Source organism: Paraburkholderia gardini (assembly GCF_907164575.1).
Taxonomy (GTDB): domain Bacteria; phylum Pseudomonadota; class Gammaproteobacteria; order Burkholderiales; family Burkholderiaceae; genus Paraburkholderia; species Paraburkholderia gardini.
Genome location: NZ_CAJQYY010000036.1, coordinates 24,261 through 47,130 on the forward strand (window position 1 = coordinate 24,261; position 22,870 = coordinate 47,130).

19 protein-coding genes are annotated in these 22,870 nt (G+C 63.4%); 7 read left to right on the forward strand and 12 right to left on the reverse strand.

What is annotated here, in order from left to right; genetic code table 11:
• Positions 1-109 precede the first annotated feature (109 nt).
• On the reverse strand, positions 110-1,831 hold the full coding sequence (poxB, locus tag LPA34_RS24115; RefSeq protein WP_228983131.1) for a ubiquinone-dependent pyruvate dehydrogenase: 1,722 nt from the start codon (positions 1,829-1,831) through the stop codon (positions 110-112).
• 428 nt (positions 1,832-2,259) lie between these two features.
• Here poxB and LPA34_RS24120 point away from each other — a divergent pair, with 428 nt between their 5' ends.
• Complete coding sequence (locus LPA34_RS24120; RefSeq protein WP_228983134.1) at positions 2,260-2,985, forward strand: DeoR/GlpR family DNA-binding transcription regulator; 726 nt, start codon at positions 2,260-2,262, stop codon at positions 2,983-2,985.
• Between the two features lie 74 nt (positions 2,986-3,059).
• On the opposite strand, the gene LPA34_RS24125 is transcribed toward LPA34_RS24120, so the two are convergent.
• The 8 genes from LPA34_RS24125 to deoC form a co-directional block, all read right to left on the reverse strand.
• Positions 3,060-4,106, reverse strand: coding sequence for an ABC transporter permease (locus LPA34_RS24125; RefSeq protein WP_228983137.1), 1,047 nt, complete (start codon positions 4,104-4,106; stop codon positions 3,060-3,062).
• A 25-nt stretch (positions 4,107-4,131) separates the two neighbouring features.
• Positions 4,132-5,682, reverse strand: coding sequence for a sugar ABC transporter ATP-binding protein (locus LPA34_RS24130; protein ID WP_228983141.1), 1,551 nt, complete (start codon positions 5,680-5,682; stop codon positions 4,132-4,134).
• A gap of 64 nt (positions 5,683-5,746) precedes the next feature.
• Positions 5,747-6,751: an autoinducer 2 ABC transporter substrate-binding protein gene (locus LPA34_RS24135; protein ID WP_228983143.1), complete on the reverse strand. Its 1,005-nt coding sequence runs from the start codon at positions 6,749-6,751 to the stop codon at positions 5,747-5,749.
• Between the two features lie 104 nt (positions 6,752-6,855).
• Positions 6,856-7,929, reverse strand: coding sequence for an ABC transporter permease (locus tag LPA34_RS24140; protein ID WP_228983146.1), 1,074 nt, complete (start codon positions 7,927-7,929; stop codon positions 6,856-6,858).
• A 58-nt stretch (positions 7,930-7,987) separates the two neighbouring features.
• Positions 7,988-8,950 (reverse strand): ribokinase, encoded by a 963-nt coding sequence (rbsK, locus tag LPA34_RS24145; RefSeq protein ID WP_228983148.1) that lies wholly within the window; start codon positions 8,948-8,950, stop codon positions 7,988-7,990.
• Complete coding sequence (locus LPA34_RS24150; RefSeq protein WP_228983150.1) at positions 8,947-9,420, reverse strand: RbsD/FucU family protein; 474 nt, start codon at positions 9,418-9,420, stop codon at positions 8,947-8,949. The genes rbsK and LPA34_RS24150 overlap by 4 nt, the downstream gene beginning before the upstream one ends.
• A gap of 66 nt (positions 9,421-9,486) precedes the next feature.
• Positions 9,487-11,874, reverse strand: coding sequence for an aldehyde dehydrogenase family protein (locus LPA34_RS24155; protein WP_228983153.1), 2,388 nt, complete (start codon positions 11,872-11,874; stop codon positions 9,487-9,489).
• 16 nt (positions 11,875-11,890) lie between these two features.
• Positions 11,891-12,901: a deoxyribose-phosphate aldolase gene (gene deoC, locus LPA34_RS24160; protein ID WP_228983156.1), complete on the reverse strand. Its 1,011-nt coding sequence runs from the start codon at positions 12,899-12,901 to the stop codon at positions 11,891-11,893.
• Positions 12,902-13,151: 250 nt separating this feature from the next.
• Here deoC and LPA34_RS24165 point away from each other — a divergent pair, with 250 nt between their 5' ends.
• The 3 genes from LPA34_RS24165 to LPA34_RS24175 all read left to right on the forward strand — a co-directional run bounded on the left by LPA34_RS24165 (position 13,152) and on the right by LPA34_RS24175 (position 17,049).
• Complete coding sequence (locus tag LPA34_RS24165; RefSeq protein ID WP_228983159.1) at positions 13,152-14,786, forward strand: sugar ABC transporter ATP-binding protein; 1,635 nt, start codon at positions 13,152-13,154, stop codon at positions 14,784-14,786.
• Positions 14,783-15,787: an ABC transporter permease gene (locus LPA34_RS24170; RefSeq protein ID WP_228983163.1), complete on the forward strand. Its 1,005-nt coding sequence runs from the start codon at positions 14,783-14,785 to the stop codon at positions 15,785-15,787. Before LPA34_RS24165 ends, LPA34_RS24170 begins: the two co-directional genes overlap by 4 nt.
• A gap of 116 nt (positions 15,788-15,903) precedes the next feature.
• Entirely contained in the window at positions 15,904-17,049 is a 1,146-nt protein-coding gene (locus tag LPA34_RS24175) for a substrate-binding domain-containing protein (protein WP_228983166.1), read from the forward strand.
• A 65-nt stretch (positions 17,050-17,114) separates the two neighbouring features.
• Here the strand turns inward: LPA34_RS24175 and hpnK are convergent, their stop codons facing one another.
• The 3 genes from hpnK to LPA34_RS24190 all read right to left on the reverse strand — a co-directional run bounded on the left by hpnK (position 17,115) and on the right by LPA34_RS24190 (position 20,490).
• Positions 17,115-18,008: a hopanoid biosynthesis-associated protein HpnK gene (gene hpnK / locus LPA34_RS24180; RefSeq protein WP_228983168.1), complete on the reverse strand. Its 894-nt coding sequence runs from the start codon at positions 18,006-18,008 to the stop codon at positions 17,115-17,117.
• Positions 18,009-18,039: 31 nt separating this feature from the next.
• Complete coding sequence (hpnI, locus tag LPA34_RS24185; RefSeq protein ID WP_228983171.1) at positions 18,040-19,260, reverse strand: bacteriohopanetetrol glucosamine biosynthesis glycosyltransferase HpnI; 1,221 nt, start codon at positions 19,258-19,260, stop codon at positions 18,040-18,042.
• 306 nt (positions 19,261-19,566) lie between these two features.
• Entirely contained in the window at positions 19,567-20,490 is a 924-nt protein-coding gene (locus tag LPA34_RS24190; protein ID WP_228983174.1) for a sterol desaturase family protein, read from the reverse strand.
• Between the two features lie 322 nt (positions 20,491-20,812).
• On the opposite strand from LPA34_RS24190, the gene LPA34_RS24195 reads away from it, so the two are divergent.
• The 3 genes from LPA34_RS24195 to LPA34_RS24205 all read left to right on the forward strand — a co-directional run.
• Positions 20,813-21,820, forward strand: a complete 1,008-nt coding sequence (locus LPA34_RS24195) for a hypothetical protein (RefSeq protein ID WP_228983177.1) — start codon at positions 20,813-20,815, stop codon at positions 21,818-21,820.
• A 66-nt stretch (positions 21,821-21,886) separates the two neighbouring features.
• Positions 21,887-22,177 (forward strand): EF-hand domain-containing protein, encoded by a 291-nt coding sequence (locus LPA34_RS24200; protein WP_228983191.1) that lies wholly within the window; start codon positions 21,887-21,889, stop codon positions 22,175-22,177.
• Between the two features lie 26 nt (positions 22,178-22,203).
• A partial coding sequence (locus LPA34_RS24205; protein WP_228983182.1) for a response regulator occupies positions 22,204-22,870 on the forward strand: 667 nt, incomplete at its 3' end.

The window sequence follows — 22,870 nt, forward strand, 5'->3', positions numbered from 1 at the left end:
TATAAGGAAGAGTGTTCGCTCACGAATAACACCGCTGCGACATTGTTCGGCACAGAGACGACACGTTGCGACGGCAAACGCGATCGTCGCCGGACACGCCGCGCGCCGCTTACCGCAGGTTCGTTCTCGCGAGTTCGACGATCTCGTCGCCGCGCCCGCTCAATACGGCACGCAGCATATAGAGGCTGAAGCCCTTTGCGTGCGCCAGTTCGATGTTGGGCGGCATTGCCAGTTCGTGCTTCGACGTGACCACGTCGACGAGCGCCGGCCCTGGATGCGCGAACGCCTCCTTCAACGCACCTTCGAGCGCTTCCGATTCCGTCACCCGCACGCTGAAAATGCCGGCACCGTGCGCGATCGCCGCGAAGTCCGTCTTGCTCAGGTCCACGTTCGTATCGAGGTAGCCGCCGGCTTTCAGTTCCATCGATACGAAACCGAGCAGGCTGTTGTTGAACACGACGACCTTGATCGGCAGGTCGAGCTGACGCGCGGACAGCAGGTCGCCCAGCAGCATCGACAGTCCGCCGTCGCCCGACAGCGAAATCACCATCCGCCCCGGATGAGCAGCCTGCGCGCCAAGCGCCTGCGGCATCGCGTTCGCCATCGATCCGTGATTGAACGAACCATGCAGTTGCCGTCTGCCGTTCATCGTCAGATAGCGCGCTGCCCAGAGTGTGGGGGTGCCGACGTCGGCGGAAAAAATCGCATCGTCGCTGGCGACTTCGTCGATCATTCGCGTCAGATACTGCGGATGAATCGGCCTGCCGGGCCCCGAGGGCGTCGCAAGTTCGTCGAGGCCCTTGCGCGCCGACAGATAGTGCTTGCGCGCCTTGTCGATAAACGTGCGATCCGCTTTACGCTGCAGCTTTGGCAACAGCGCCGCGACCGTTTCCTTCACGGTGCCGACAAGCCCGAGCGCAAGCGGCGTGCGGCGCCCCAGTTGCGAGCCCTTCCAGTCGATCTGCACGACTTTTGCTTCGGGCGGATAGAAAGGGCGATACGGAAAATCGCATCCCAGCAAAAGCAGTGTGTCGCACGACATCATCGCGTGATAGCCGGAGCTGAAGCCGATCAACCCCGTCATGCCGACGTCGAACGGATTGTCGTATTCGATGAACTGCTTGCCGCGCAGCGCGTGAACGACCGGAGCGCCCAGCGTATCGGCGAGTTGCACGACTTCGGCATGCGCACCGGCCACGCCACTGCCGCACATGATCGTCACGGCTTCGCAGCCGTTCAGCATCGATGCCAGCCGGTCGATGTCGGACTCCGGCGGCAGGATTGTCGAAGGTCCGCCCAGGTTCCATTCGGGCACCGGCACCTGACATTCGGTGAGCGCGACATCGCCCGGCAACACGATCACCGCGACGCCGCGCTCCTCGGTGGCGGCGCGCATCGCGCGCTCCAGCACACGCGGAAACTGTGATGCGTTCGACACCAGTTCGACGAAATGGCTGCACTCCCGGAACAGATCCTGCGGATGCGTTTCCTGAAAGTAGCCGAGACCGATTTCGGTCGACGGAATATGCGCGGCAATCGCTAGCACGGGCTGCTGGTTGCGATGGCAGTCGAAGAGCCCGTTGATCAGATGCAGGTTACCGGGTCCGCAGCTGCCCGCGCATACGGCGAGACGGCCGGTTGTAGCGGCATCGGCGCCCGCGGCGAACGCGGCGACTTCCTCATGACGCGTGTGCATCCAGCGGATCGTGCCGACCTGATCGAGGCTGTATGCGAGGCCGTTCAGGCTGTCGCCCGTTACGCCCCAGATACGCTCGACGCCCGCAGCCGAAAGCGTCCTTGCCAGATAATCCGCGACCGTCTGTGTAGCCATGTGCTGCTCCTCGCCAAGTACGCCAGCCGGACTCCTGAAACGGAATCCGGACCGGCACGAAATCCGGTGAAGAAGATCGACACGCCCCGTGTACAACGCGCGAACCGGTAAACGTGTCGCCGATGCATCTGAATGCTGACTTTCCTGCGCCCGCGTAGCCCCACCGCGCCTGAAAGCACTGCATGACATCCGTTGCATACTACGCCGGGATCGCATTAGCCGCGCTTTAACAGCCCGCGTCGTTCTCGACACCGGCATGGCGCGACATCCGATTCGATAACCGCACCGCCTCGTCGCACGTTAACACCTGCAAAACAAGGGTCTTCCATCATGACGCGAGGCTCGCCGTGCGCGTGACCTCTTGTTATAATTCTCTCAGGAAATCGAACGAAACATAACGCGCACCCACGCCAAGCGCCAGGACCTTCATGCTGAAAACCGACCGCCTCCGCACCCTGGCCGATGCGCTGGCCAGGCAAAATGTGATGCGCCTGCGTGACGCCGCCACCCTGCTCGGCGTTTCGGAAATGACCGTGCGCCGCGATATCGCGGGCAGCCCCGAGCGGTTCACCTATCTTGGCGGCTACATCGTCAGCGCCACCGATGTCCCGAACAACGCCGGCTACTCGCTTGAAGAAGAGAAAGACCATTTCGCGCAGGCCAAGGCTGAAGCGTCGGCGGTCGCGGCGAGCCTGATCGGCGATAACGAAACGCTCTTTATCGACTGCGGCACGACGCTCACCACGCTCGCGCGGCTTATTCCGGTCGAGCGCCACGTCACGGTGGTGTGCTATTCGCTGAACGTCGCCGAAATCCTGCGGCGCAAGCCGAACGTCCGGATGATCCTGCTAGGCGGTGTCTACGTGCCGTCGTCCGATTCGTTCGCGGGCGAAGAAAGCCTGGAGGTGCTGCGCCGCATGGGCATCAACAAGGCGTTTATTTCCGCCGGCGGCGTGGATCCGGCGCGTGGCGTGACTTGCTGGAATTTTCACGAAGTCGCGCTGAAACAGGCCGCGATGGCGAGCGCTGTCGAGCGGCATCTCGTGGTGGACATGAGCAAGTTCGGTGTGGTGAAAGCGGTGCGCTTTTCACAGATCGACGACTTCGATTCGATCATCACCGAGAAAGGCCAGGATCACCGCAAGCGCAAGTGAATGCGCCTGCTGCTGCGACAGCTAATCGCGTCGCAACAGCAGGCAGCAGTGCTTCATGTGCGCGGCAGGAACGCTCAGCTCTTGCGTTGCAATGCGAAGAGCGTGCCCGCCACCAGAATGAACGCGCCGATAATCACCTTCTGCCAGGTGCTCGGCACGCCGATCAGAATCAGCACGCTGTTGATCAGCGTCACCAGCACGACACCCAGCAGCGTCCCCGCTACCGTCCCGGTGCCGCCTGTGATGCGCGCGCCACCCAGAATCACCGCGGCGATCACGTCGAGTTCCGAGCCGACCAGATCGAACGGATTCGCGAGACGGTTGTTCGACACGTGCAGGATGCCCGCGATACCGGCCAGCATGCCCGTATAGCCGAACACGAACAGATGGATCGCGCGCAGGTTGTATCCGAGCCGTTCGGCGATCGCGAGACTGCCGCCCATCGCATACACACCGCGCCCCATCATCGTCCGGTTGAGCAGCCACCACGTGACAATGGCGGCCGCGACGAGCGCCAGCACCGATACCGGCAACACGGCACGCAGGCCTTCGCTGGTGTGATAGAAGAACAGCGGAATGCGGCCGAACCGGTCCATGCTGTGCGGAATGTTCATGAAGAACGACGTGCCGATGAACGTCAGGAGCACACCGCGAAACAGATACTGCGTGCCGATCGTGACGATCAGCGAAGGCGCCTTCAGCCGGTAAACCAGCAGTCCGTTGACGATGCCGAGCACGATGCCGCCGAGCGCGCCGGCAATCAGGATCAGCGCAAACGGCGCGTCGGGCCACCACGCGAACACGGCCTTGGTGATGCCGTACATCGTCAGCGCGGCGATCGCGGTGAACGATACGTCGATGCCGCCCGATGCCAGCACGACGAGCGTGCCCAGCGCGAAGAGCGACATCGTCGTTGCCGAATGCAGCAGGTCGAACAGCGTCGCGAGCTGGAAAAAGCGTGGATTGATCGCGCCGACAATCAGACAGGTCGTCACGATCAGCGCGGCGGTGAACCACTCGGGATTGCGCGCGAGCTTCGCGCGCACGCTGGGCGGCTTGACCTTGGGTGCGATTTCGACGACGGTTGGGGTGGTCATGGTCTGATTAACACGGGAATTCATGCGTGGGGCGTCCTTTCGTTCCGGGTCAGGCCGCTTCCGAAAGCAGCGCGTGATACAGGTCCGCTTCGCTCAGCGTATCGGCCTTGTACTCGTTCGCGACGCGTCCTTTCTTCATCATCAGAATGCGATCGCAGTTCTGCAGCAGTTCGGGCAGATCGTCGCTGATGAGCACAATGCCGATGCCGCGTTGCGAAAGCCGCTGCATGATGCGATAGATGATGTCCTTCGATCCGACGTCAACGCCGACTGTCGGCCCGTGCAGGATTAGCACGCGCGGATCGATCGCAAGCCACCGGCCGATCAGCACGCGTTGCTGGTTGCCGCCGGAGAGCGACTGCACCGGCTTGTCGACGCCAGGCGTCGCGATCTGCAGATCCTTCACGGTCTGTTCGGCCAGTGCCTGCGCGCGCGCCCGGTCGATCTGGCCGAAGCGGTCGCGCAGGCTCGAAATCATCGCGGTGATCACGTTGTCGCGAATCGGCTTGTCGAGAAAGAGGCCCTCGTTCAGGCGGTCTTCCGGCACATAACCGATCCGGTGATGTTTCGCATCCGACGGCGTGTGCAATGTGACAGGCTTGCCATCGAGCACGACCTGCCCTGATTGCGCGGGCGCGACGCCTGCCAGCGCACGCGCGAGTTCATTGCGGCCCGAATCGAGCAGCCCGGTGATGCCCAGTATTTCGCCCGCATGCAGGGCGAACGAAACATCGCTGAACTGGCCCGCGCGCGCGAGACCGCGCACGTCGAGCACGACCTCCTGCCCGAGACTGCCTTCACGATAACGTTCGTTCGACAGATGGCGACCCGTCATCAGCTCGCTGATCTGCGCTTTCGTGTACTGCGCGATCGGGCCTTGCGCCATCTTCTGGCCGTCGCGCAGCACGATCACTTCGCCACCGATCGCGTAGCACTCGTCGAGCTTGTGGCTGACGAAAAGCACCGTCACGCCCTGCGCGCGCAGATTCGCGAGCACGGCGATCAGGTTGTCGACTTCCTTTTGCGTGAGCGATGTCGTCGGTTCGTCCATGATCACGAACTTCGCCTCGCTCGCGATCGCGCGGGCGATCGCGACGAGCTGACGTGTCGCGAGCGGCAACTGCTCGATCAGCGTTGCCTGAAATTCCGCGGTGCCGGGCAAGCCGACCGCTTCGAGCGCGCGCGCGGCGGTTCGCGCGAGTGCGCGCCGGTCGAACGTGCGGGCAAGCCGGCCGCCGTGTTCGGCGAGCTCGGACGTGAGCGCGACGTTTTCGGCGACGTTCATGTTCGGCAGCAGCGACAGGTCCTGATACACCGTTTCGATCCCCGCCGCGAGCGATTCGAGCGCCGAGAGCCGCGCGTGCCGCACGCCTTCGATCACCAGTTCGCCTTCGTCGGGCGGCTGCGCACCGGAGATGATCTTGATGAGCGTGCTCTTGCCACAGCCGTTTTCGCCGAGCAGGTGATAGATCTGGCCGCGCTCGAACGAAAGATTCACCCCGCGCAACGCATGCACGCCGGTGAAACGCTTGTGTACGCCGACCACTTCCAGAAACGGTTGCGATGGTGAAGACCGCGGTGTCGATACGTCTTGAGTCATGATGGCAAGCCAGTGAATCGCGAATTAAAAGGCGTGCCCGCCCGGGCACGCCACGACACAACGGTCAGAACGGATACTGCTTGTAGTTCGACTTGTCGACATTCACCCAGCCCTGGCCGCGCACGATGATGCCCTTGCCCGGACCCTTCTCGACCGTGACCTTCGTGTAGCCCGGAATGCCGAGGTCGGCGCCGTTCTGAACGGTCTTGCCGTCGATCAGCATCTTCGCGATCTTGTTCATCGCGATGCCCGCGAGCTTCGGATCCCAGAACGCGATGCCGTTGATCGCGCCGCTTTCGAGGAACTTGCCCGCTTCGGTCGGCAGCCCCGTACCGTACACGCAGATCTTGCCCTGCAGACCCGCCTCCTCGACGGCGCGGCCAATGCCGATCACGTCGAGCGACGACGAGCCCTGGAAGCCCTTCAGGTCCGGATGCTTGCGCAGCACTTCCTTCGCGACTTCGTACGCACGCTCACCGTCGTTATTCGTTTCGAGTTTCGGCTCGACCAGATTCATCTTCGGATACTTCGCTTTCGCGTTGCCGATGCCGCCGTCCGCCCACTGCACCTGCGAGCGGCTGCCGAGCGAGCCGACCAGCACGGCCCACTTGCCCTCGTCGTGCATGCACGCCGCGAGGCGCTCGTTCAGGCCCGCACCGTATGCGGTGTTGTCAAAGGCCTCGATGTCGACCATCGTGTTCTTCTCGTTGTCCGCTTCATGCGTGACCACCTTGATGCCGCGATCCATTGCCTTTTTCAGCGCCGGTTCCAGCGTCGGCGGATCGTACGGCACGACCGCGATCGCGGTCACTTTCTTCGCGATCAGGTCTTCGATGATCTTCAGCTGCTGCGCGGCATCGGCGCGGCCCGGGCCGGTCTGATACGCCTTCACGCCGGGATTGTCCTTCGCGAATTCCTTGACGCCGTCGTCCATCCGGTTGAACCAGTTGATGCCTGTCACCTTGACGACCGTGACGATCGTCTCGTCCGTTGCCGCCTGCGCCGCTGCAATGACGCCTACCGTAAGGACGCCTGCTGTGAGCGCGGCAGCCAGTCGAGTCAATTTCATGCGATGTCTCCTTTATCGTTCGATGTCGCCCTGTTCATGGTCGCGGACAACCAGGGCTCCGATGTCCGCCGCGTACTGAAAACCTTCTGGTACGGATGCCTTCGCTAACGCCCGGGCGTTGAACCGGGACTGCCCGAGCCACCGGAACTGCCTGCAGCCGGATTGCCGCCCGTACCGCCGAAACCAAAGATCGCGCGCACCCGTTCGCCGCCCGCGAACGCAAGCGAAAGCAGCAGCAGGAAACCCCATGCGCAGTCGCCGAAGAACTGGGATACGCCGAGCAGATTGAACAGGCTCGACAGAAACTGCAGCACGGTCGCGGCGAAGAACACGCAGATGATGCGTCCGTGGCCGCCCGCCGGATTCACGCCGCCCATCACGGCGATCAGGATGGCAATCAGCAGATACGAATTGCCGTAGTCCCATTTCGCGCTGGAGGTGTGCGTGGCGCTGATCAGCCCGGCCAGCGAGGCGAGCACGCCGCACATCGCGTAGGTCCTGACCAGCATGCGTACACGCGGAATGCCCGCATAAAACGCCGCTTTCGGATTCGTGCCCATCAGGTACAGGCGCAGGCCGAACGGGCTGCGCCTGAGCAGCCAGCCCAGCACCACGATCGCCGCGATAAAGATGCAGAACGCGATCGGCACCTGAAACACCGTACCGTTGCCGATCTCCGACAGCGGGTCGACATAGTCGACATGCACGGATGCACCGTTGCTGAGCACCACGGCAATGCCGGTGAACAACAACTGCGTGCCGAGCGTGCAGAGAATCGGCGTGAGCTTGAGCCGCGCGATGACGACGCCGTTCAGCAGGCCGCCAAGCAACCCCATGACGACGACGATCACACAGAAGAGCGACGTATAGAGCACCGGCGAGTTGTCGCCGTTCACGTACAGCGGCACGACCATCGCCGCGACCATGCCCGAGAGGTTCGCAAGTCCGACGCCCGACAGGTCGATCCCGCCGTTGCCGGACACCATCGAGAGCATGATGCCGAGCGCGAGCAGGCCGAGTTCGGGCAACTGGCCGCCCATCGACTGCAGGTTGTCGATATCGACGAACTGTCCCTGCGACATCCACGTCGCGACCAGCACGACGAGCACGTTGACGATCAGCAGAAAATTCAGTTGCCGGTCGGCGAACAGTTTTCCATTGGCAAACGAGGACTTCATGGTGATGACGAACTCCTTCAAACTGCACAGCCAGCCACGCGGCCGGCGACGTGTGGCGCTACGGATGCAATGGCGATGAGGTCGGTTGCCCAAGAACCTGGTTCACTTCATCGAGCGTCGGCATCGAGGGCGCCGTGCCGGCACGCGTGACGGAAATGCCCGCCAGCGCGCAACCGAAGCGCATGGCCGCGATCGGCTCTTCGCCACGTGCGAGCGCGGCGGCGAAACCGCCCGTGAAGCCGTCCCCGGCGCCCGCTGTCTCGACCACGCGACCGCAGTGATACGCGGGCACCAGTACCGATTGCGTCGCCGAATGCAGCAGCGCGCCGCCTTCGCCCAGCGTGACGATCACCGTGCCGACGCCTTTGGCAAGCAGCACATCAGCGGCGCGGCGTGCGTCGTCGGCGTTCGCGATCGGCACGCCGGTGAGCGCCGTGGCTTCCGTTTCATTCGGGGTGATGTAGTCGCACAGCGGGAAAATGTCGTCGTCGAGCGGCAATGCAGGTGCTGGATTGAACACCGTGATCACGCCGTGCTTGCGGGCCACTTCCAGCCCGCGTCGCGCGGCGGGCAGCGGCTGCTCGAGCTGCGTGACGAACACGCGCGCCGCGGCGATATCCGCCTCGATCGCATCGACGTCGGCGGCGGTCATCGTGCCCGCCGCGCCGGACGCGACGATAATCGCGTTCCTGCCGGTGATGTCGTCGACAAAGATATGGGCCGCGCCTGTCGAGACGCCGTTGAGCACCGTGGCGCGCGCGGTAATGCCTTCGTCGTTCCATGTCGCGCGCGCGATCGAACCGAACGCGTCGTCGCCGATGCGGGTGCAGAACACGACCTGCGCGCCCGCGCGTGCGGCGGCGACGGCCTGATTCGAACCCTTGCCGCCGGGGCCCATCGCGAATGCGGAGCCTGCAATCGTTTCGCCGATCAGCGGCATGCGGTCCGCGCGAAACGTCAGGTCGGTCACATAGATGCCGAGAATGACGACGCGCCCGTTACGCTCCTCGCGGGCGATCATGTGCGATTCCCCTGAGGGGCGTCCGGTGCGAGGAGCACGCCCTTCTTGAACATGAAGCATCCATAGCCGCGCTGTTCGCCGGTCGCGATCACGCAGTACGCGCGCCGCGCCCGTTCGTAAAACGCGAAACGTTCGATCGAAGCGAACGGCAGATCGCGTCCTTCCGCCCTGTTCACTTCGGCCTGCGCCTCGCGCTGCACTGCGGGAACCGTATCCGGTTCGCCGACCACTTCCATGCGCAGCGCCGGATCGTCGACGAAGGTGTCGAGCGGCATGACCGACAGCACCGCGCGAATCGCGCGTGCCGCATCGACGCCGTCAAGGCGCAGCAGCTTGCCGGTGACCGTTGCGCGTGCAACGGAGTCGGCCGGGAAATTCGCATCGCAAATGACGAGTTCATCGCCATGGCCCATCGCGCTCAACGCGTGCAGCACGTCGGCGCTCAACAGCGGGTCCAGATTCTTCAGCACGTTGTCTCCTCCATTTCCTGGTTGGCGTGCAATTCGTTCAGACGGTTCGGACAGTCAGGTGTTCAGTCAGTCACCGTACGGTATCCAGATATTCTTCACCTGCACCGCCTGGCGCAGGAACGGCAGCCCTTCGCTCGACCGGTCGTGCCAGTCGAACTGGCGCCCGTGATCGACAAACGTGCGCTTCAGGTTACCGATCGACTCGCGTTCGACCAGCGTCGAATCCGACGCATTGCCAAAGCACCAGAGCGCATCGACATCGTCGTGCTTCGCGAGCGCCGGCAGCAGCGCGCCGCGCTCGCCCGTGACGATGTTCAGCACACCGCCCGGCACGTCCGAGGTTTCCGCCACCTGATAGAAATCGGTAACGGCCAGCGGACACGCCGCGCCCGGCAACACGACGACACGGTTACCCATCGCGAGCGCCGGCGCCACGAGCGAAACGAAACCGAGCAACGGCGCTTCGTCCGGGCACGCAATGCCGATCACACCGAGCGGCTCGTGCATGGCGAGCGCAACGCCGCGCAGCGGCGGCGTATGCACGGCGCCATCGAACTTGTCGGCCCACGCGGCGTATGTGAAAAGCCGCGATACCGATGCGTCGACTTCAGCACGGGCCGCCGCTTCCGTTGCGCCGTTACGCACGACGAGCTGGCGCGCGAATTCATCGGCACGTACCGCGAGATTCTCGGCGAGGTAATACAGCACCTGCGCGCGATTGTGCGTGCTGGCCTGAGACCACTTGTGCGCCGCCCGTGCCGCTTCCACGGCATTACGGATGTCCTTGCGGTTGCCCTCGCCCACTTCACCGACCGGCGTGCCATCGGGCGCGTACACCGGCAGCGAATAGCCGCTGTCCGGACGCACCTGCCTGCCGCCGATAAAGAGTTTCGCGGTACGGTCGATCAACGCGACGTTCGAAGGCTCATCACGCTTCGATGCGCGCGCCGCAGCCCGCAACGGCACGCGATCCGCAAGCTTGAGCCACGCGCGCGGCTTCAGATATTCGTAAATGCCCTCACGTCCGCCTTCGCGGCCATAGCCCGACTCGCGATAGCCGCCAAAGCCGACCGCCGCATCGAACAGGTTCGTCGCGTTGATCCACACGACGCCACACGCCAGACGCGGTGCGATATCGAGCGCGCGCCCGATCGTCTCGCTCCACACGCTCGCCGCAAGCCCATAGCGCGAGTTGTTCGCGAGCGCGATGGCCTCGTCGGGCGTGCGAAAGCTCATCGCGATCAGTACCGGACCAAAGATTTCTTCCTGCGCGAGCGTCGAAGCGGGCGCGACGCCAGTGACCAGCGTCGGCGGATAAAAGCAGCCGCTTGCGGGCATCGTTGCATCGGGCGATTGCCAGACTGCGCAGCCTTCGCGCTTGCCGGCTTCCACCAGCGAATGGATGCGCTCCAGCTGGACCGGATCGACGATCGCACCCATATCGATGCTCTTGTCGAGCGAGTGGCCCACGCGCAGCGTTTCCATCCGGCGCTTGAGCTTCGCGATGAAACGCGCTTCGATACCTTCCTGCACGAGCAGACGCGAACCCGCGCAGCAAACCTGGCCCTGGTTGAACCAGATCGCGTCGACCACGCCCTCCACCGCGCCGTCGATATCCGCATCGTCGAATACGATGAACGGCGACTTGCCGCCGAGTTCGAGCGTCAGCGACTTGCCCGAACCCGCCGTCACCGAGCGGATCAACCGGCCGACTTCCGTCGAACCCGTGAACGCGATCTTGTCGACCTGCGGATGCGCGACGAGCGCGGCACCCGTGCTGCCATCGCCCGTCACCACGTTCAGCACGCCCGCGGGCAAGCCGGCACGATGCGCGAGTTCGGCGAACAGCAGTGCGCTGAGCGGCGTGTATTCGGCAGGCTTCAATACCACGCAGTTGCCCGTGGCAATCGCGGGCGCGATCTTCCATGCGAGCATCAGCAGCGGAAAATTCCACGGCACGATCTGGCCCACGACACCGAGCGGCGCGTAATCGCGGAACTCGTTGTCCTGCAACTGCGCCCAGCCGGCGTGATGCAGGAAATGGCGCGCGACGAGGGGCACGTCGATATCGCGTGTTTCGCGGATCGGCTTGCCGTTGTCGAGCGCTTCGAGCACCGCGAAAAGACGGCTATGGCGCTGGACCATGCGTGCGAGCGCATACAGATGGCGCGCGCGTCCGGCGCCGCCCAGCGCGAGCCAGGCCGGCTGCGCGGCACGCGCGGCGGCAACGACCGCGTCGACATCGGCCGCGTCGCCCTGCGCGATATCGGCAAGACGCTCGCCCGTGGCGGGTGCATGCGAAACGAAATGTTCACCGGCAGCCGGCGCATGCCACGCGCCGCCGATGAAATGCCCAAAGGTCGCCTCGTGCTGCGCGAGCCAGGCGCGCGCGGGCTGATCGTCCTCGGGTGCGGGACCGTACTCCATCGAAGAAAAATACTCGGCTACGCTCATGGGATCGGTCTTGAGTTCAGGCTACAGGGTGACGGTTGAAAGCGGAATAACGGCCGCTCACATGATGTTCGAGCTGACGTTCGATATCCGCCAGCAGGCTCGACGCGCCGATACGGAACAGCTCCGGTTCGAGCCACGGGCGGCCGAGTTCTTCTTTCATCAGGAACTGGTACGACAGCACGGACTTCGCGCCGGATACACCGCCCGCCGGCTTGAACCCGATCAGCACGCCAGTGCGCTCCTGGTATTCGCGGATCATGCGGACCATCACGAGCGACACGTCGAGCGTGGCGTTCACGCCCTCCTTGCCGGTCGACGTCTTGATGAAATCGGCGCCCGCCATCATGCAGACCATCGACGCGCGCGCGACGTTCGACAGCGTGCGGATGTCGCCGGTGGCGAGAATCGCCTTCAGATGCGCCGGGCCGCAGGCCGCGCGGAAATCGCGCACTTCGTCATAAAGCGCCTGCCAGTTGCCGGTGAGCACATGTTCGCGCGTCACGACGATATCGATTTCCTTCGCGCCGTCCGCCACCGAAGCCTCGATTTCCTTCAGCTTGAGCGGATGCGGAATCAGCCCGGCCGGAAAACCCGTGGAAACCGCGGCAACCGGAATGTTGCTGCCCCCGAGCGCATCGACGGCGGCCGCGACAAAGCGGTGATAGACGCAGACCGCGCCCGTCGTGATGCTTCGCGGCGCGATACCGAGCGCTTCGAGAATGTCGGTGCGCACGGGCTGCCGCGCCTTCGCGCACAGACGCCTGACGCGGCCCTCGGTGTCGTCGCCGTTCAGTGTGGTGAGGTCGATGCAGGTCACCGCCTTCAGCAGCCAGGCCGCCTGTGCGTCTTTCTTGACGGTGCGGCGCGTGGCCAGCGTGGCCGTGCGCCGCTCGACCGCCGACTGGTTCACGCGCAGACCGTCCAGCCATGACGCGTCGAACGGCGTACCTGGGTTGCGCACCGGATGGATTAGCGGCCCGCCGCGCAGCGCGATGACCGTGGAAGACGAAGAAGGAGCTTCAGGCATGAGACATCCGGAAATTGGTGCAATGCACAGCAAAAAGCCTATGGGCCGTTCAGGTCTATGCTACATCGATTGATATGATTCTAACAAGTCCAGTGAATCGATCATGACATTTCAGCCGTATCAGGCTTGTCAAAGACCGTTAATGTTATTGACTCACCAAATCCGTGATGCGAAGATCACAACATCACATGCGACAGATCGCGCGATAAAGACAGGAATTTCGTCGCTCCCGACGAAGGAGACAAGCCAGATGAGTGAGCCGGTAACGGTCACGGCCGCTTCATCGCCTCAGGCACCCCTGATCCGTGTTGCGGGCGTCACCAAACGTTTTGGCGGCGTGCAGGCACTGCGCGGCGTCAACCTCGAAGTCATGCCCGGAGAAGTTCATGCGTTGCTCGGCGAGAATGGCGCCGGCAAATCCACGCTGATCAAGATCCTGAGCGGTGTTCACGCCTACGACGAAGGCAGCATCGAGATCGATGGCCGCAATGTTGCGTTTGCCACGCCGGCGCAGTCGCGCGACGCGGGCGTCGCGGTGGTCTACCAGGATCTGAGTCTCGTCGAGTCGCTTTCGGTCGGCGCCAATCTGATGCTGGGGCGCGAGCCGCGCACGCGCTTCGGTTTCGTGAAGCAGCACCAGTTGATGGCGGAAGTCGGCGCGTTTTTGCAGCTGCATGGCATTCCACTCGATCCACGTGTTCAGGTCGGCTCCCTCCCCTTTGCGTACCGGCAGATGACGGAAATCAGCAAGGCGCTGATGGGCGACGTGCGCGTGCTGATTCTGGACGAGCCCACCTCCGCGCTCACGGGTGGCGAGGAACAGATCCTGTTCGACGCGATACGCGCGGTGACCGGTCGCGGCGTCGGCGTGATCTACGTGACGCACCGGTTGAACGAAGTGTTCCGTATTTCGCAACGCGTCACCGTGTTTCGCGACGGCGCCAACGCGGGCCAGTTCTCGACGGCGCAAACCGACATGAAAGAGCTGGTCGCCGCGATCGTCGGCCCGGGTCATGCCGCGCTGCATGCGCGGGAGATGACCGCGAGCAGTTCAGGCGCAATGAGCAATTCATCCGCTGCCTCAGGTCGCGAAGCGGATGCGGCATCCAGCGCGCCGGTGCTGACTTTATCGGGCGTCGGCAACGACAGACTGCACGCGGTCGACCTCGCCGTGCACCAGAGCGAGATTCACGGGCTTGCCGGCCTCATCGGCAGTGGCCGCACCGAAATCCTGCAAACCATTTTCGGCCTGCGAAGCGTCGATACTGGCACCATCGTCATCGACGGCCAGTCGCTCACCCACCTCACGCCCGCGCAGGCAATCAAATGCGGCATCGCGCTTGTTCCTGAAGATCGCCATCTCGAAGGCCTCGTGCTCGATCATTCGATTGAACGCAACCTGACACTGCCGCGGCTGCCGCATTTTTCACGCTGGGGCTGGCTGCGCGGCAAGGCCGCTGTTCAACAGGCAAAAAGCGCGATGAAGCAGCTTGCCGTGAAGGCGCCGAACGCATCCACGTCAGTCAGGTTTCTGTCGGGCGGCAACCAGCAGAAAGTGGTCTTCGCCAAGTGGAACAACCCGCGCCCGAAGCTCCTCATGCTCGATGAACCGACCGTCGGCGTCGACGTCGGCGCACGCGAGGAAATTTACGACGTGGTGCACGACGCGGCGCGGGCGGGCACCGGCGTGCTCATCGTGTCGTCCGACCTCGACGAACTGCTGCGTCTGTGCGACCGGATTTCGATTGTCGTCGACGGCGGCATCGCCAGGACCGTCGAGCGCGCCGACCTCGCTAACGCCGAGGCGCTACATCACCTGATCCAGCTTTCCCGTTCTTCAATCGAGTCCCGTCATGTGACTTCCTTCGGAGCGTCCGCAACATGAACGATTCCGTCTCGCCGCTGACAACCGGGCAGCAGGTTTTGCCGCAACAGCGGCGCAGTCGTGGCCGGCGCCTCGCCCAGCTTCTGCTTCAGGGCGACAGGCCGTACGCGCTGTACATCGCTTTCGCGATCCTGCTGGTTGTTTTCAGTTTCGCTTCACCCTGGTTTCTCTCCATCGACAACTTCCTGAACATCGGCCGCCAGACCGCGCTTGTTTCGATTGTCGCGATCGGCATGACGTTCGTGATCATCGCGCGGCAGATCGATCTGTCGGTGGGCTCGACGCTCGCGTTGTCGGGCATGGCCGCGGCGCTCGCGATGTCGTATGTCGGCGACAACTGGATCATCGGCGCGATTGCCGGCATCGGCACGGGCGCGATTGTCGGCGCGCTCAACGGTGTATTGACCATGCGCCTGAATATTCCTTCGTTCCTTGTGACGCTCGGCACATTGAGCGCCGCGCGTGGACTCGCGCTGATGGTGACCACGACCAGGCCCGTCATCATCACCAACGACGCCTTCGTGGCGATCTTCGGCGAGGGTTCCATTTTCGGCGTGCCCGTGCCGATCGCCTGGACACTGCTCGCCGTGATCGCCGGCATCCTGCTGCTGCATTACAGCGTGTTCGGCCGGCAGATCTACGCAGCGGGCGGCAATCCGACAGCGGCGCTTTACTCCGGCATCAATATCCGCCGCGTGACCACGCTCGCCTTTGTCCTGACCGGCGCGCTCGCCGGCCTCGCTGCGCTCGTGCTTTCGGCACGCTCGCACGCGGCGCGACCCGACGTCGTGCAGGGACTCGAACTCGACGTGATTGCTTCCGTGACGTTAGGCGGATGCAGCCTCTTCGGTGGCCGGGGATTTGTTCTCGGCACGCTGCTTGGCAGCCTGATCATCGGCACGCTTAACAACGGGCTGGTTTTGCTGGGCGTGAGTTCTTCGCTTCAGCTTGTCATCAAGGGCGCCATCATCGTCGCAGCGGTCGCATTTACGAAGAAGTGACAGGGCATGACGATCGCCCGTGAAATCCGGGATTCCGGAATCCTGGCGACGTGTCTGCAGGATTCCGCAAGCGGCAGAGGACTTAACACCGATATGAAGACCAACGGAGGAGAATCATGAATCATCGTCGTGGCTCTAGAATGGTTTTAGCCAGTGTCATGGCAGCGGGAACGCTTGCCGCCCTGTCCTCGTTTGCCGTTAGCGCGCAATGCGTGACCGGATTGCCGGTTGCTTCGATCGGCCCGAAAACGATCATCGGGCAAGGGCCAAACGGCGAAAAGGCCGCTTCGGTCGATTCCGTGCAACTGAGCGCGGCCGATGCAGCCAAAGTCAAGGCCGGCAAGTTCAAGGTCGGCATTTCGATGCAGACGATGAATCTCGACTGGTCGCAACTCCAGGTACAAGGCATTACCGATACGCTCAAGAAGTACGGCGTCGACGTGATCGGTACGGCTTCCGCCGAGTATCAGGTCGACAAGCAGATCGCGGATATCGAGAACACCATCCAGCGCCATCCGGACGGAATCATTTCGATTCCGGTCGACGGCACGGCAACGGCGGCGACCTACAAGAAGGTCTCCGCGGCCGGCATCAAGCTCGTGTTCATGGACAACGTGCCGACCGGGCTCAAGCATCCGGAACAGTACGCCTCGATGATTTCAGCGGATAGCGAAGGCAACGGCCAGATCGCCGCGAAGGTGCTCGCTTCGTGCGTGCCGCACGGCGCGACGATCGGGCTCGTCAACTTCGGCGTCGATTACTTCAGTACGAAAGAACGCACGAAAGCCGTCAACGACTGGATGAAGAAGAACCGTCCGGACATCAGGATCAAGCAGGTCGACTTCACGGACCCGTCGAAGGTCGGCCAGATCGCCGGCGACTTCCTGACCGGCAATCCGGACGTCAAGGGTCTCTTCGCGGTATGGGATCAGCCTGCCCTCGACACGCTCACGTCGATGCGGGCGCAGGGCGTGAACATTCCGGTGACGACGGTCGATCTGGGTCTGGAATCGGCGATTGAAATTGCGAGAGGCGGGCCGCTCAAGGCAACGGGCTCGCAACGTCCGTACGACCAGGGCGTCGCCGAGGCAATGGCGATGATGAAAGCGTTGATTGGTCAGACGCCGCCCGCGTGGATCGGCGTGCAATCGTTGCCGGTCGTTCAGTCGAACGTGCTCGAAGCATACAAGACCGTGTTCAAGAAAGACCCGCCGCCCCAACTCGCCGAAGCGTGCACGAAAGCGAAGCCGGCTTGCGGTTGATGTGAAGCCTGCCTGACCCCGGAGGCGCGCGATCTGCAAGGATGCCCGCCTCCCGGCGTTTACATTCAGAACAGGTCGCCAAAGCCACCCGGCTTCGCACCGGACGCGCATAGCGCGGCGGCAACACGAGGTGAAAGCAGTGCATGGAGTTCGTCTGCGTGACGATAGTCGCGCATGCCGTCACTCAATGGACCCTCGCCTGCTATCGCGGGATGGCAATAGATCTCGCCGACACCTTCAGGCAAACCGGCCAGTGCGGCAAGCCACGTCGCTTCGTCCATCCGGCCCGAGCCGGCAATGCCCACGACGTAATCGTTATGGGCGATGCCAGCCCGATCGAGCTGGCGACATACGTGTGTGATCCACGGCTTCAACCAGAGTGGCCCGCCAACTCGTGCGTCTGGCTTCGCGCTTATCTTCGCGTTTACCTCCGCGCTTACCTCGTAAGGCAAGCGCATCGCGCGCATGCCATAGTCGCGCCCGATTTCCAGAATCAGCCGCAGCACGGTGGGATGCAGATGAAAATGCTTGTGCGTATTGACGTGATCGAGCGTCAGGCCGGTCTTTACGAACGCGTCGAACTGCGCACGGATTTCGCGCGTGAGCTGCCTGCGCACATGCGGCAGCAGGAAAAACCGTACGCCGTCGAGCACCATGTTATTGCCGAAGCGGCCTTCGCGATCGACCAGCGCGGGAATAAGCGCACGCGGCGTGAGTGCAGCACCATCGGCCAGCACCAGATGCAGTCCGACGCGCAAATCCGGCAGCGCGCGCGCCCGTTCCACGGCATCGCGCGCAGCGGGCGCGCCGACCATCAGGCTCGCGGCTGTCAGAACGCCGTGCTGATGCGCCCACTCGACTGCCAGATTGACACGCCCGTGCAAGCCGAAATCGTCTGCGGTAATGATCAGCCTGCGTGTCGCCTTAAGCTCGCCCTTAACGCCTGCCGCCTGAATCATCTCATTGCGTGACGACGCTAGTTGCCGTGCCTCAACCGCCATCCGATGTCTCCATGACGTTGACGTCCCGCTCCACCGGCACCTCCAGTGGCACGCGGGTGCCGCGCCACATGACATGCGAACCGAACGTGGCCGCGAACCATTGCACTGCCAGCAACGTATCGCGCAGCGGCGTCAGCGCAAGATCGCGCCAGAACGTACCTGCGTGACGCGCGCTGCGCCAGTGCAGGAGCACACGCGCCACACCGCCCGCGATGATGCTCGCCTCGCTCGCCAGTGCGGCCGGACCATGCGCGCTGCCCGTTGCGGCTTCAAGTCCATAAGCGATACACGCGGCAAGCATCAGCCAGGGCGAGGTGAACGTAATGAACAGGAACGCGAAGCCGTGCGGCCGCACCGAGCGGATCGTCCGCAGCCAGCGCGTCTCGCGTTGCCATAGTGTCGCCAGCGTCGGCTCGATGACGTCGGTGGTGACTATCACACGCGAGAGCACGGTGCGCAACCCGAGCGCGCGGACGTGCTCGGCGAGCCAGTAGTCGTCGGCGAGACAGTTGCGCAGCGCGCTAAAGCCGCCGATGCGTTCGAGCGTCGAGCGGCGCAACGCCAGCGTTGCGCCAAAGCCGAAACGGCGGGAGCCGGTCGCGTGCGCGACACGCACGGACGGCGCGAACCATTCGTTGACGAAGAGTGCACCGACACGCGGCCAGAATCCGCCGATACCCTGTGCAACATACAGACACGTGACCACGCCGACGTGTCGATCGCTTAATGGCGCCGCGACCCGGTCGAGATAATCGGGCGGGACAGCGATATCGCTGTCCGCGATGACGATCATTTCATATCGGGCACGCTCGGCCATATTGATCAGATTGCTGACCTTGCGGTTGCTGCCATGCACGCGCCCGTTCACCACGAGTTCGATATCGTGCGCGGGCCACGCGGCCTGCAGACGCCGGACCACGGAAACCGCAGGATCGTCCTGTGACGAAACGCCCAGCACCAGCTGGAAACGTTCATGACGCTGCTTGCAGAACGTCGTGAGATTTTCGTAGAGACGCGGCTCCGCCCCACACAACGGCTTGAGAACACTGATACCGGTCGTGGCGAACAGTCGAGCCGTGTGATGACCGTTAGCGGAATGATGTCTCGGAAACAGTGGCATGGCGACCGCGGCAAATACGGCATACAGCGACGCCGCGCAACAGCCTGCTAGCAACATCCATAGAACTGCGGACAACGCATGAGCCGCCATTGTCTGATTCCACTACTGTATGAAAGAAATGGAAAGTCCCCGACTGACACACATATTGTCGATATTGAATGGATGATTCATGAACATGGGCTCGCGATACGCACGACGGAATCCAGTCGTGCTTTCCATAGGTGCGCGTGTGTTGGCGTTGCGATGCGCGAACGGTTGCACTGCGCCTTGCGATACGCGCAAGCGCGTCACGCTCACCGTTCAAGGAGCGATAGTATCGACGCATCCTGAAGGAAATCTTAAGCATCGCGTTGCCTGATGAATCTGTCAGGCAGGTGCCCTTCGTCAACGTCCCCTTCATCGTCCCTGCGTGCGCACCGGAACCGCACATCGTGCGGCCAGTTTCTGCTGACGCAATTCTTCGGTGGTTTCGCTGGAACCGTCCGCACGCCAGCCCGGCGGCAGGATCACGTAGCTGATCGCCGTCCACACGCTGCCCGCCGATGCGATATCCCGCGCAAGACTGACCCAGTGTTCGAACTCGACGACGAGCGGATTGCGCGAGCGTGTCGGTGTCACGAGGCCGTAGCGACACGGCTCGTCAGCGCGTTCCTCGACGTACGTGCCGAACAGGCGGTCGAATACGACGAGCACGCCGCCATAGTTCGCATCGAGATAATCGACGTTCGATGCGTGGTGAACGCGATGCGCGGACGGCGTATTGAACACGTATTCGAGCCAGCCGAGTTTCGGCGTCCAGGTGTTATGCAGCCAGAACTGATAGAGCAGATTGAACATCAGCGTCGCAAGCACGATTTCCGGGCGTACGCCGAGCCATACGAGTGGCGTGAAGAACATCGCCGAACCGGTCAGCTTGCCGGTCACACCTAGCCGGTAAGCAGACGAAAGCGTCAACTGGTTCGGCGAATGGTGAACCGCATGCGTCGCCCAGAAAAAGCGGATGCGGTGCGACGCACGGTGATACCAGTAGTAGCAGAACTCCTGGCCGATAAAGAGCACGAACACCATCAGCGCGCTGTCGAGTGTGACGGTAAAAATCCGGTGATCCCAGGCGAACGCGAAAACCGGCGTTGCGAGCGAAAGCGGCAGCAATGCGAGCAGCTTGCGCCCGACCAGGTCGGCCAGCGAAATCCATACTTCATACCAGTCGAAGGGCGTCGCGCCATTGCGCTGTTTAAGGGTGAGCACGCAGGCCTCGACCAGCGAAACGGCCACGACGAACAACGTGACACAAACCGCGATTTTTCCAGTGGTAACCATGATGGGCAGATAACCGGTTCAGGTGGGACGCGTCGTCTGCGGGAAAAGGCCGCTATCGCGTCGGGTGAAGCTAATGTAGTGGGCCATCCGCATAAAAACCATGCGAAAACCATGTCGCCAGATGTCACCGGATTTCGGCCGCGATGCCCGGCTGGCGCCGCAGGCCGGTCGTAGAGGCCCGGTGCGGTAAGACGCTGACGGAGCGCCGCCGCCGTGTAACACCGCGACATCTTTTGCACGGCGATTATTTCGCGCACTCCTTCTATAGTTCGTCCCGTTGCCACGCCGCAGTGCGTGACTGAACCGAACCGAAGGACATCTGATGAAACGCCATTACCTTGCCGCAGCCACCGCTTCGCTGCTCATCGCCGTCAGCACGCCCGCGTTCGCGGGATGGTCGGGTCACGGTAGCGCCTACACGCCGCACGGCACCTATAACGGCGCGCATTACGGCTCCTGCGCAGGCGGCAGCTGCACGCACGCCGGCGGCGTCGCGAATCCCTATGGCGGCATCGCCACCAACAGTGGCACGGTGACCCGGACCGCACCGGGCCAGTTTTCGAATTCGGGCACGGCAACCGGCCCGAACGGCCGTCAGGTCCAGCACTCAGGCGACACGAGTTGCGCAGGCGGCACGTGTGACCACACCGGCAGTCTGACCGGCTCCAACGGCCACAGCGCGACCACCTCGGGGAGCGTGACGCGCGACGCCCCGGGTCAGTATTCGTCCTCCGGCACGATCACCGGTGCGAACGGCAACACCACCAGCCACACGGCATCGACGAGCTGCGCCGGGTCCGCCTGCGTGCGTTCCGGCACCGTGACGGGCACCGACGGCGCAACCGTCGCCCACTCAGGCAGTGCGACACGCGTGGCCCCCGGTGTAGTGACGACGGGTGGCGGCACAACGGTTGTGCACGGCGGCACGGTAACCACCGGCGGCGCGGTTGCCGTGAGCACCGCACCGGTCGTGGTCGCGTCCCCGCCGGTCGTCGTTGCAGCTGCGCCGGTCGTCGTGGCACCCCCGCCTGCCGTCGTCGTGCCGCCGCCTGCCGTCGTCGTGCCGCCGCCGGTCGCGTATGTGCCGCCGCCCCCGCCGAAGGTCGCCTACGTTGCACCGCCCGCGCCGAAAGCCATCTATGTCGCGCCGCCCCCGCCGAAGGTCGTCTACGTCGCGCCGCCTCCGCCGCGCGTTGTGTTTATCGCACCGCAGGCCCGCACGCTGTATGTCGCGCCGCGAGCCGTCTATGTGGCACCCGCGCCGCATGCCGCGGTGATGGTGCCGGGTCACTGGGTCGGCCGCGTCTGGGTGCCGGCGCACTGGGCGTAACGACAACGTCAGATCAGTTAGCCAACCCTGCCGGCGACGAGCGTCGGCTACACCACGGAGTAGATGATGAAAAAGATGATCACGATTCTTGTCTTGTGTATTGTTTCGGCAACGGCTTCGGCCCAGGGCGCGCTTCCGCCTGGCGAAACCACGCGCGGCGAGCGTGCGATGCAGCAATTGCAGACGCGCTTTGCCAGCGCGAACACCACGCACGACGGCAAGCTGACACGTGAACAGGCGGCTGCCGGCATGCCGGGGGTCGCGAAGCATTTCGACGAAATCGACACACAGCACGCCGGTTATGTCACGCTGTCGCAGATCGAAAACCTGATGAAACAGAGAGCAATGGCACGCTGAATGCCGATGCGCGCCGGAGATGCGTCATGGACCAGGTCAACAGGATTATCGTGCTGGACGACGAAGCCGAATTGCGCAACATGCTGCAACGGTTCCTGACCGGTCACGGGTTCTACGTGCGCGTCGTCGCCGACGGCAAGCAGCTCGACCGCTACCTGCAGCGCGAGCCGTATGACCTGCTCGTGCTGGACCTGATGATGGAACCGGAAGACGGGCTGACGGTATGCCGGCGGCTGCGTGCCGAAGGACAGACGCTGCCCATCCTCATGCTGACCGCGAAGGGCGATCCGGTCGACCGCGTGGTGGGCCTCGAAACCGGTGCCGACGACTACCTTGCGAAACCCTTCCTGCCCGACGAACTGGTCGCGCGAATCCGTGCGCTGCTGCGCCGCCAGAAAATGGCCGCGGGCGTGCCGACCGTGACCTCGCAGAGGCTGCGCTTCGGCGAATATCAGTTCGACGTCGGCACACAGACGCTGCTGCATCGCGGCGAGCCGGTCGAGGTGCATTCCGCGCAGATGTTGCTGCTGCACGCGCTGGGGTCGTCGCCGAACCGGCCGGTGAGCCGCGAAAACCTGCTCGCACGGGCACGCGGCCGCGACCACGACGCACTCGATCGCAGCATCGACGTGCAGATCCTGCGGCTTACCCCGATAGTGGCGGGCGCTCCCGCGAAGGCCCGCGTGATCAATG

Coding starts and splice junctions, on each gene's coding strand:
- poxB (WP_228983131.1), bottom strand. CDS start 1,831: ATGGCTACACAGACGGTCGCGGATTATCTGGCAAGGACGCTTTCGGCT.
- LPA34_RS24120 (WP_228983134.1), top strand. CDS start 2,260: ATGCTGAAAACCGACCGCCTCCGCACCCTGGCCGATGCGCTGGCCAGG.
- LPA34_RS24125 (WP_228983137.1), bottom strand. CDS start 4,106: ATGAATTCCCGTGTTAATCAGACCATGACCACCCCAACCGTCGTCGAA.
- LPA34_RS24130 (WP_228983141.1), bottom strand. CDS start 5,682: ATGACTCAAGACGTATCGACACCGCGGTCTTCACCATCGCAACCGTTT.
- LPA34_RS24135 (WP_228983143.1), bottom strand. CDS start 6,751: ATGAAATTGACTCGACTGGCTGCCGCGCTCACAGCAGGCGTCCTTACG.
- LPA34_RS24140 (WP_228983146.1), bottom strand. CDS start 7,929: ATGAAGTCCTCGTTTGCCAATGGAAAACTGTTCGCCGACCGGCAACTG.
- rbsK (WP_228983148.1), bottom strand. CDS start 8,950: ATGATCGCCCGCGAGGAGCGTAACGGGCGCGTCGTCATTCTCGGCATC.
- LPA34_RS24155 (WP_228983153.1), bottom strand. CDS start 11,874: ATGAGCGTAGCCGAGTATTTTTCTTCGATGGAGTACGGTCCCGCACCC.
- deoC (WP_228983156.1), bottom strand. CDS start 12,901: ATGCCTGAAGCTCCTTCTTCGTCTTCCACGGTCATCGCGCTGCGCGGC.
- LPA34_RS24165 (WP_228983159.1), top strand. CDS start 13,152: ATGAGTGAGCCGGTAACGGTCACGGCCGCTTCATCGCCTCAGGCACCC.
- LPA34_RS24170 (WP_228983163.1), top strand. CDS start 14,783: ATGAACGATTCCGTCTCGCCGCTGACAACCGGGCAGCAGGTTTTGCCG.
- LPA34_RS24175 (WP_228983166.1), top strand. CDS start 15,904: ATGAATCATCGTCGTGGCTCTAGAATGGTTTTAGCCAGTGTCATGGCA.
- hpnK (WP_228983168.1), bottom strand. CDS start 18,008: ATGATTCAGGCGGCAGGCGTTAAGGGCGAGCTTAAGGCGACACGCAGG.
- hpnI (WP_228983171.1), bottom strand. CDS start 19,260: ATGGCGGCTCATGCGTTGTCCGCAGTTCTATGGATGTTGCTAGCAGGC.
- LPA34_RS24190 (WP_228983174.1), bottom strand. CDS start 20,490: ATGGTTACCACTGGAAAAATCGCGGTTTGTGTCACGTTGTTCGTCGTG.
- LPA34_RS24195 (WP_228983177.1), top strand. CDS start 20,813: ATGAAACGCCATTACCTTGCCGCAGCCACCGCTTCGCTGCTCATCGCC.
- LPA34_RS24200 (WP_228983191.1), top strand. CDS start 21,887: ATGAAAAAGATGATCACGATTCTTGTCTTGTGTATTGTTTCGGCAACG.